This is a genomic window from Azospirillum oryzae (genome assembly GCF_008364795.1).
Lineage (GTDB): Bacteria > Pseudomonadota > Alphaproteobacteria > Azospirillales > Azospirillaceae > Azospirillum > Azospirillum oryzae.
Genome location: NZ_VTTM01000001.1, coordinates 1,229,254 through 1,237,455, shown reverse-complemented (window position 1 = coordinate 1,237,455; position 8,202 = coordinate 1,229,254). Strand labels below are relative to the sequence as shown.

Annotated in this window: 8 protein-coding genes, 1 tRNA gene and 2 rRNA genes; 4 read left to right on the top strand and 7 right to left on the bottom strand. The window is 68.8% G+C overall.

The window, feature by feature from the left end:
* The 4 genes from FZ938_RS05935 to FZ938_RS05920 all read left to right on the top strand — a co-directional run.
* Positions 1 to 130: ribosomal RNA gene (locus FZ938_RS05935) — 23S ribosomal RNA — on the top strand; the annotation flags it as partial.
* A 133-nt stretch (positions 131 to 263) separates the two neighbouring features.
* A 5S ribosomal RNA gene (gene rrf / locus FZ938_RS05930) occupies positions 264 to 379 on the top strand.
* Positions 380 to 456: 77 nt separating this feature from the next.
* Positions 457 to 533: transfer RNA gene (locus tag FZ938_RS05925), tRNA-Met, on the top strand.
* Positions 534 to 727: 194 nt separating this feature from the next.
* A complete protein-coding gene (locus tag FZ938_RS05920) occupies positions 728 to 1,678 on the top strand; it encodes an MBL fold metallo-hydrolase (RefSeq protein ID WP_149197628.1) in 951 nt (316 codons plus the stop codon).
* Positions 1,679 to 1,693: 15 nt separating this feature from the next.
* On the opposite strand, the gene tyrS is transcribed toward FZ938_RS05920, so the two are convergent.
* The 7 genes from tyrS to FZ938_RS05885 all read right to left on the bottom strand — a co-directional run bounded on the left by tyrS (position 1,694) and on the right by FZ938_RS05885 (position 8,118).
* Positions 1,694 to 2,941 (bottom strand): tyrosine--tRNA ligase, encoded by a 1,248-nt coding sequence (gene tyrS / locus FZ938_RS05915; RefSeq protein ID WP_149197627.1) that lies wholly within the window; start codon positions 2,939 to 2,941, stop codon positions 1,694 to 1,696.
* A gap of 207 nt (positions 2,942 to 3,148) precedes the next feature.
* A complete protein-coding gene (locus FZ938_RS05910; RefSeq protein WP_149197626.1) occupies positions 3,149 to 3,808 on the bottom strand; it encodes a YcbK family protein in 660 nt (219 codons plus the stop codon).
* A 132-nt stretch (positions 3,809 to 3,940) separates the two neighbouring features.
* Complete coding sequence (gene radC / locus FZ938_RS05905; RefSeq protein WP_343075089.1) at positions 3,941 to 4,786, bottom strand: RadC family protein; 846 nt, start codon at positions 4,784 to 4,786, stop codon at positions 3,941 to 3,943.
* Positions 4,787 to 5,023: 237 nt separating this feature from the next.
* Positions 5,024 to 5,584, bottom strand: coding sequence for a cytochrome b (locus FZ938_RS05900; RefSeq protein ID WP_149197624.1), 561 nt, complete (start codon positions 5,582 to 5,584; stop codon positions 5,024 to 5,026).
* Positions 5,585 to 5,627: 43 nt separating this feature from the next.
* Positions 5,628 to 5,846 (bottom strand): hypothetical protein, encoded by a 219-nt coding sequence (locus FZ938_RS05895; RefSeq protein WP_149197623.1) that lies wholly within the window; start codon positions 5,844 to 5,846, stop codon positions 5,628 to 5,630.
* A gap of 119 nt (positions 5,847 to 5,965) precedes the next feature.
* The gene (locus tag FZ938_RS05890; RefSeq protein WP_149197622.1) at positions 5,966 to 7,405 is read right to left on the bottom strand and encodes a sensor histidine kinase; all 1,440 of its coding nucleotides are present in this window, start codon (positions 7,403 to 7,405) and stop codon (positions 5,966 to 5,968) included.
* Positions 7,402 to 8,118, bottom strand: coding sequence for a response regulator transcription factor (locus tag FZ938_RS05885; RefSeq protein ID WP_149197621.1), 717 nt, complete (start codon positions 8,116 to 8,118; stop codon positions 7,402 to 7,404). Before FZ938_RS05885 ends, FZ938_RS05890 begins: the two co-directional genes overlap by 4 nt.
* Between the last annotated feature and the right edge of the window lie 84 nt (positions 8,119 to 8,202).

Here is an 8,202-nt window from a genome sequence, read left to right as displayed (position 1 = left end):
AGCGGGAAACCCACCTCTAAACCAGAGCTCCCTTGAGAGCCGTGACAGACCATCACGTCGATAGGAGGCATGTGGACCGGCAGCAATGCCTGAAGCTAAGCCTTACTAATCGCTCGATCGGCTTGATCTCACCCCCACAAACCGCGCCATGCGCAGCAGCAAGCCTGCTTGACGCATAAGCCGCAGTTCGATACATCCTCATCCTCACTTGCACTGAACAAGCTTAGCGCTTCGGAAAAAGCGTCGGTCTTGAGCCTGGGTGACCTGGTGGTCATGGCGAGGTGTCAAACACCCGATCCCATCCCGAACTCGGCCGTGAAAAGCCTCCGCGCCAATGGTACTGCGTCTTAAGACGTGGGAGAGTAGGTCGCCGCCAGGTCACTCAGACTCAAGAGACCCTCAATCCAAAGCACAAGCTTGCATCTTCACCCTCCATCACCCCATATCAAGGACATCCGCGGGGTGGAGCAGCCCGGTAGCTCGTCAGGCTCATAACCTGAAGGCCGCAGGTTCAAATCCTGCCCCCGCAACCAAATCAGAAAAAGTCCGCCTCCATCCGGAGTGCGGGCTTTTTGCTGTTCCGAGATCCTTGTCTACCCGACCGCGACGTCCGGCCGCAAACGCATTGCATGGTTTCAAGTGAAACGATATGGTTGGCCCAACCGATCAATGACGGCCGCGCCACCTTGAGGGTTGGGGGCGCCGGCCGCGCCTGTGGAGAAACCGGATGTCCAAGAACTTCGCTTCGCACGCCGACCTGGACGAGAAGACCGTCAGCTTCGACAAGCTGTCGGACAACGCCTACGCCTACACCGCGGAGGGCGATCCCAACACCGGCATCGTCATCGGCGACGATGCGGTGATGGTGATCGACACCCAGGCGACGCCGGTGATGGCGCAGGATGTCATCCGCCGCATCCGCGAGGTCACCGACAAGCCGATCCGCCATGTCGTGCTGTCGCATTACCATGCGGTGCGCGTTCTGGGCGCGTCGGGCTACGCGCCGGAGCAGATCATCGCCAGCGAGGACACCCGCGACCTGATCGTCGAGCGCGGCGAGGCCGACATGGCGAGCGAGATCGGCCGCTTCCCGCGCCTGTTCCGCGCCGTCGAATCGGTCCCCGGCCTCACCTGGCCGACCATCACCTTCAGCGGCAAGATGACGATGTGGCTGGGGTCGCTGGAGGTGCAGTTGCTGCAACTCGGCCGTGGCCACAGCAAGGGTGACACCGTGGTGTGGCTGCCGCAGCAGAAGATCCTGTTCTCCGGCGACCTCGTCGAATATGGCGCCACCCCCTATTGCGGCGACGCCTATTTCACCAACTGGCCGGCGACGCTCGACGCCATCGCCGCGCTGAAGCCGGAGAAGCTGGTGCCCGGCCGCGGCGCCGCCCTGACCACGGCTGAGCAGGTGCAGGAGGGGCTGCGCGGCACCCGCGCCTTCACCAGCGAATTGTTCGAGCTGGTCAAGCAGGGTGTCGCGGCGGGGAAGGACCTGCGGGCGATCTACAAGGACACCTACGCCGCGCTGAAGCCGAAGTTCAGCCATTGGGTGATCTTCGACCATTGCATGCCGTTCAACGTCACCCGCGCCTATGACGAGGCGACCGGCCACGTCGATCCCCGCATCTGGACCGCCGAGCGCGACATGGAGATGTGGCGCCAGCTGGAGGGCTGACGCCACCGCTCCCGATCAGGCGGTAACGATTAGGCGGACATGGCGCTTGCGGCCGGCCGACAGCGTGGCCGGTGCGGTGAGCGTCGCCGCCTCGTCCGTCACCGGCTGGCCGTCCAGGCGGGCGCCGCCTTCGCGGATCAGGCGTCGCGCCGCCCCCTTGGAGGGCGACAGGCCGGCCGCCACCAGCGCATCGACCAGCGGCACGCCATCGGTCCCCTCTGCAAGCCGCAGCGTGACCTCCGGCAGACCGTCGCCGTCGGAGGCGAAGGGGCTGCCAGCGGCGGATGCCGCCCGTTCGGCCTCGGCAGATCCATGGCACAGGCGGGTGGCCTCCGTCGCCAGGATGATTTTCGCCTCGTTGATCTCGGCGCCTTCCAGCCGCTCCAGCCGGGCGATCTCCTCCAGCGGCAGTTCGGTGAACAAGCGCAGGAAGCGGCCGACATCGGCATCCTCGGTGTTGCGCCAGAACTGCCAGAAATCGAAGGGGCGCAGCGCATCCGCGTTCAACCACACCGCACCGCCGGCGGTTTTGCCCATCTTGGTGCCCGACGCGGTGGTCAGCAGCGGCGTGGTCAGGCCGAACAGCTCGCGCCGGTCGACCCGGCGGGCCAGCTCGATGCCGTTGACGATGTTGCCCCACTGGTCCGATCCGCCCATCTGCAACAGGCAACCGTGACGGCGCGACAGCTCCAGGAAATCATAGGCCTGGAGGATCATGTAGTTGAATTCCAGGAAGGTCAGCGGCTGTTCGCGCTCCATCCGCTGGCGCACCGACTCGAAGCTCAGCATGCGGTTGATGGTGAAATGGCGGCCGACGTCGCGCAGGAAGGGCACGTAATCCAGCCCGTCCAGCCAGTCGGCGTTGTCCACCATGACGGCGTCATTGGGGCCGTCCCCGAAAGTCAGGTACTGGCCGAAGACGCCGCGCAGGCCGGCGGCATTGGCGGCGATCTGCGCGTCGTCCAGCATCGGGCGCGTGGTGTCGCGGAAGCTGGGATCGCCGATCCTGGTGGTGCCGCCGCCGATCAGGACGATGGGGCGGTTGCCGGTGCGCTGAAGCCAGCGCAGTGCCATGATCGACAGCAGGTGCCCGACATGCAGGCTGGCCGCCGTGGCGTCGAAGCCGACATAGGCGGTCAACACCCCGCCCGGCACCGCGGCGGCGAGGCCCGACAGGTCGTCGGCCGGGTCGCTGCATTGATGGAGGAAACCGCGCTCGCGCAGGATGCGCAGGAAGTCGGCGCCACTGGAGTTGGTCGGCATCAGGACGTCTCTACGGTTGGCCGGGCCGTCCGGAGACTGTCTCTATATGGGGAGAGAACCATGGCCGCCGGACTTGCGACGGCATGGTTTCGGGTATGACCGATCGACGCCGCGCTATGTGAGCGGCAGATAATACATCGGGGAGGTGAGGGCGATGCGGTCGGTCATGGCGCTTTCCCTACACCGGTATGCCGGTAAGGTCCAGTCTCACTTCCGTCCCAGCAGTTGGCGGCGGGCGAGCGCGCGGTGCAGTTGCATGCGCTGGGACACGGTGCGCAGGCGGGTGCTGCGGGCACCGGGGGCGAACAGCCCGTCCAAATTCTGGCCGAACATTTCCCAGCTGCGCAGCGGGCCGGTGTCGATGTGCAGGAAATGCGAGCGCGGATACCAGCCGACGCCGCCGCGCTTGAGGTCCAGGGCGCTGCGGTGCGCGTCGGGCAGTCGCGACGACAGGGTGACGTCCAGGGCGCGGCCCAGCAGATGCTGGCTGTGCTCCGCCACGCCCAGGCTGCGGGCGGCCAGCATCGCGTTGGTTTCCGGCGTGCGGAAGGCGGACAGAACGGTGGCCTTGGACTGGCCCACCGCCTCCAGGATGTCGGCCAGGAAGTCGAGCGTCCCGACGTCGACCGGTCCTTCCTTGTTGGCGCGGTGGTCGCGCAGGAACTTGGCGAGGTCGGCCATCGCGTCCGGCAGCGGACCGTCGGCGTCGCGATAGGGGCCGTCGAAGGTCTCGCCGGTGTTCTGGTTCCTCAGGCTGAGACGGCGCGGCGCGGCGGGGGCGGCCAGCGCGCGGTCGGACATCAGAACCAGCGCTCCGCACCCGATCAACAGGCTGCGGCGCTTCAGGGATAAGGGCGAGGAGGACATGCGGTCGGTCGATTCCTTCGGCGGGGCACCGTCAGGTCAACAAAATGGCGACCGATTCGCAAATGCAAAGTGGCGGCGCATGGCGCGGCTGCATGGGAAGCGGGAGAAGGGGGAAGCGGGAGAGCCGGGCTTTCACAGCAGGCGTTGCGCCTTGAAGCTGGTATGACGGCCGCCCTTGCCGATCACCAGATGGTCGTGGACGACGAGGCCGATGGCGTTGCCGGCGCGGACGATCTCCTTGGTCATCTCGATATCGGCGCGGCTGGGGGTGGGATCGCCGGAGGGGTGGTTGTGCACCAGGATCACGGCGGCGGCCGACAGCTCCAGCGCCCGCTTCACCACCTCGCGCGGGTAGACGGGAGTGTGGTCGATGGTGCCGCGCTGCTGCACCTCGTCGGCGATCAGCTTGTTCTTGCGGTCGAGGAACAGCAGGCGGAACTGCTCCGTCGGTTCATGCGCCATGGCGGCGGCGCAATAGTCGATCAGAGCCTGCCAGGAGGCGAGCACAGGCCGATCGATCACCCGCTGCTGCAGGGCGCGCAGGGCCGCCGCCCCGACGATGCGCACGGTGGCGACGGCGTTGTCGGTGCCGAGCGACACGCCCTCCGCCTTCAGGCCGCGCAGTCGTTCGGGCGGGGCGTTGACCACCCCCCACAGGTCGCCGAAGGTCTGGATCAGCAGCTTGGCCAGCGGTTTGACGTCGCGCCGCGGGCTGGCGGCGAACAGCACCATCTCCAGCAGTTCGTAATCCTCCAACGCGTCGGCGCCGCGGTCGAGGAAGCGTCGGCGCAGGCGGTTGCGGTGGTCGAGATAATGGGGATCGCCATCCTCCGCCCCGTCCTCCGTCCCGCCGTCCGGAGCGGGGGGCAGGGAGCCGGCAGTGGCGGTATCGGTGGCGGTATCGGCGGCGGCATCGATCTGGGACGACAGCAGGTCCGGAAGGGGCAGGAGGCCGGCGGTCAGGCCGCCATCGTCCATCTGCGCGCCGCCGTCCCTGCCCGCCGTTCCGCGGGTACTCCGGCCGCGTCCCCCCGAAGCTTGTCCTGCCGTCCTGCGTCCTGCCATCGGTCATCGCCATGCATATGTATGGGGACGACTATAGCGTCTGATCGCGCGAGCGCACAGGGGTCGTGCTCGCGCGGGTGGAGAAAGCCGTCGAGCGCCCCAGGTTCAGTCGGCCCTGGCTCAGTCGGCCCCGGTTCAGTCGGCCCCGATTCAGTCGGCGAGGCCCGGCTGTTCGTTGCCCCGACCGGGCAGCATGCGGGCCAGGACGCCGTCGCGGCGGACGAAGTGGTGCCACAACGCCGCCGCCGCATGGACCGCGGCGAGCGCCAGGATCAGGTTGGCGCCAAGCTCGTGGATCTCCTTCACAGAGCGGCCCAGCGTGCGGTCGGCCTCGACCGGGGAAGGGATGGTGAACAGGCCGAAGAAGGACAGCGTGTCGCCGCGCAGCCAAGTCAACACCACCCCGACCAGCGGGATGCCCAGCATCAGGAGATAGAGCCCGAGATGGACGGCCTGGGAGGCGCCGCGTTCGACCGGCGTCATCTCCGGCGGCAAGGCGGGCGTGCCGCGGGTGAAGCGCAGCCCGATCCGCGCCAGCACCAGCCCCAGCAGCAACAGGCCGAAGGAGATGTGCAGCCACCAGATCGTGGCGCGCATCGGATGCCCGCGTTCATAGAAATCCTCGCCGAAGGTCAGCAGATAGACGCCGACGATCAGAAGGGCGATCAGCCAGTGCAGGGTTTTCTGGGTTGCGCTGTAGGTGTTGGGCATCGGACGGACTCCGGTGGAAAGGCGGCGGCGGTCGCGCCTCCGTTCAAGCGGTGATGTTCAGGGTGCGGCCACGGTTGGGGTCGGCCGGCAGGCTGGGGGCGGAACCGCGCGACTCGGCAGCCTTGGCGGCGGCGCTCTCGGTCGTGTCGTTGTCCCGGTCGCCGTCGCTGTCGATCCCGGCGGGAGCCGGCATAGACGCCGGGCGGCTCTGCAGCGGCGACGGCATCGACGGCAGGGAGGCGGAGGACGTGGCGGACAGCATCGGCGGTCATCCTGGCAAGAGTGGTGGGGTAAGTGCGGTGAGTGCCGGCGCCGGTCGCGCCGGCGCGGCTCAGGGAGAGACATTCCCCACCGGTCTATCCTGCCAAGCTTACATGTGGCTTACGGGGCGCCGGAGACAGCGGGGATCGGGCGTCCTGCGTCGGTTCGCCGCTGCATAGGCGGAAAGTGCAGGGTGAAGCTGGCGCCGCCGCCGGGAGTGTCCTTGACCGAGACGCTGCCGCCATGCGCCGCCATCGTGCGGGCGACGATGGACAGGCCCAATCCGGCACCTTTGGAGCCGTCGGCGCGGTCGCGGCCGCCCTGCCAGAAGCGTTCGAAAACATGGGTGCGCATGTCAGGCGGAATGCCGGGGCCGCGGTCGATCACCCGCAGCACCGGCGCACCCGTGGCCGATACCGCCAGCTCCACGCTGACCGTGCTGCCGGCGGGAGCGTGGCAGACGGCGTTCTCCACCAGATTGCGCAGGGCGCGGAACAGCGGATCATGGGCGCCGCGCACCGGCAGCGGCCGGTCGTCGCCGACCACCTCGATCAGGCGCCCCTGCCCGAGCGCCAGCGGGGCAAGATGGGCCGAGACCTCCACCGCCAGCCGGGCCAGATCGACCGTCTCGTCGGGGGCGATGCGCAGGGCGTCCAGCCGGGCCAGGTCGAGCAGCTGGTCCACCAGCCGGGCCATGCCGGCGACATCCTCGCGAATCGGGGCGCCGGGTGTGCCGATCAGCGCCAGATGGGCGTCCAGCACCGCCAGCGGCGTGCGCAGCTCGTGCGCGGCGTCGGCGATGAAGCCGCGCTGCGCCTCGTATCCGGCCTCCAGCCGGTCCAGCGCCTGATTGACGGCGCGGACCAGCGGCAGGACCTCGCGCGGCATGTCCTGTTCCGGCAGCCGTTCCGACACGCTGTCCGGTCCGATCTCGGCGGCGCGGGCCGAGGCGCGGCGCAGGGGGCGCAGGCCGCGATGGATGATGACGAGGTTGACCAGGATCAGCACCAGGGCGAAGGGCAGCCAGATCCAGCCGAAATGCTCGACGAACTCCTCCAGCAGCCATTCGATGTGCAGCTCCTCCTCGCCGGAGGCCACCTGGATCCAATAGGGCTGGCCGCCGACGGTGATGCGGTGGCTGAGCCCGTAGAGCGGCGGTTCTCCATTTTGCGCCGGCATGCGGAAGACGTTGTGCGGCCGGTCGGTGGCGTTGGGGTCGAGCGGGCCGTCCACCCCGTCGGAGCCGAGCAGCAGCCGGCCGTCCCCGTCGACCACGGCGAAGGAGGCGGCATTCACCCGCAGCATCGCGCGGACCGACTCGGGCAGGTCGGTGTTCAGCCGGCCATCCTTCTTCTGGTCGTCGGGGCCGCGGACCGCCTTCTCGATCACGCGGGCGACGCCGGACAGGGTCCGCTGGCGCATGCGGTCGTGGGTGCCCTTGAACTCGACATAGAGCAGCAGCGCCGTGGTGGCGACCGCCAGCAGCGTGACCAGCACCAGCCAGCGGGCGATGGCCGCCAGCAGGGACGGCGGGCGGCCTGCCTTCGCGCTGGCGCTCATTTCCCGGTCTCCCCGCCCCCGTTCTGCCCATCAGCCTCCGCCGGGGTTTCGGTCAGGATATAGCCGATGCCGCGCAGGGTCTGGACGCCGGCCGTCGCACCGGCGGCCTGCAGCCGCTTGCGCAGCCGGTGGATCAGCACCTCGACCGCGTTCGACCCGACCTCGTCGCCGAAGCCGTAGAGGCCGTTTTCCAGCGCCGCCTTCGACACCACCCGGCCGGCGCGGCGCAGGAGCAGTTCCAGCGCGTCCAGCTCGCGCCGGCTGAGGTCCAGCGGCCGGCCGGCGACGGTCGCCAGCCGGGCGGCCGAATCGAAGGCGACATTGCCCTGCTGCAGCACCATGCCCAGCGCCGCCCCCGGCCGGCGCAGCAGGGCGCGGATGCGGGCCACCAGCTCCTCCAGCGCGAAGGGCTTCAGCAGATAGTCGTCGGCACCCAGGTTCAGGCCCCTGACCCGGTCGTCCACCCCATCGCGGGCGGTCAGGATCAGCACCGGGGTGTTGTCGGCCCGCGCCCGCAGCGCCGACAGCAGGGTCAACCCGTCGGCATCGGGCAGGCCGAGGTCGAGCAGGACCGCATCGAAACCGGCGACCGCCAGGGCGGCCGACGCATCCTCCGCGCTATGGACGAGGTCGACGGCGAATCCGGCCTTGCGCAGCCCCTCGGCGGTCAGGGACGCCAGCCGGCGGTTGTCTTCGATCAGCAGCAGCCGCAAGGGGAGGTTCCGGAGCCGTGGGCGGGATGCGGTGGCCGCGACTCTCCGCCTTTTGCCCGGCGACTGCAAGCGAGGCAGGGCGAG

What these genes read in the sequence shown, in the direction of transcription:
- FZ938_RS05920 (WP_149197628.1), top strand. Translation starts at nt 728, where the DNA reads ATGTCCAAGAACTTCGCTTCGCACGCCGACCTGGACGAGAAGACCGTC.
- tyrS (WP_149197627.1), bottom strand. Translation starts at nt 2,941, where the DNA reads ATGCCGACCAACTCCAGTGGCGCCGACTTCCTGCGCATCCTGCGCGAG.
- FZ938_RS05910 (WP_149197626.1), bottom strand. Translation starts at nt 3,808, where the DNA reads ATGTCCTCCTCGCCCTTATCCCTGAAGCGCCGCAGCCTGTTGATCGGG.
- radC (WP_343075089.1), bottom strand. Translation starts at nt 4,786, where the DNA reads ATGGACGATGGCGGCCTGACCGCCGGCCTCCTGCCCCTTCCGGACCTG.
- FZ938_RS05900 (WP_149197624.1), bottom strand. Translation starts at nt 5,584, where the DNA reads ATGCCCAACACCTACAGCGCAACCCAGAAAACCCTGCACTGGCTGATC.
- FZ938_RS05895 (WP_149197623.1), bottom strand. Translation starts at nt 5,846, where the DNA reads ATGCTGTCCGCCACGTCCTCCGCCTCCCTGCCGTCGATGCCGTCGCCG.
- FZ938_RS05890 (WP_149197622.1), bottom strand. Translation starts at nt 7,405, where the DNA reads ATGAGCGCCAGCGCGAAGGCAGGCCGCCCGCCGTCCCTGCTGGCGGCC.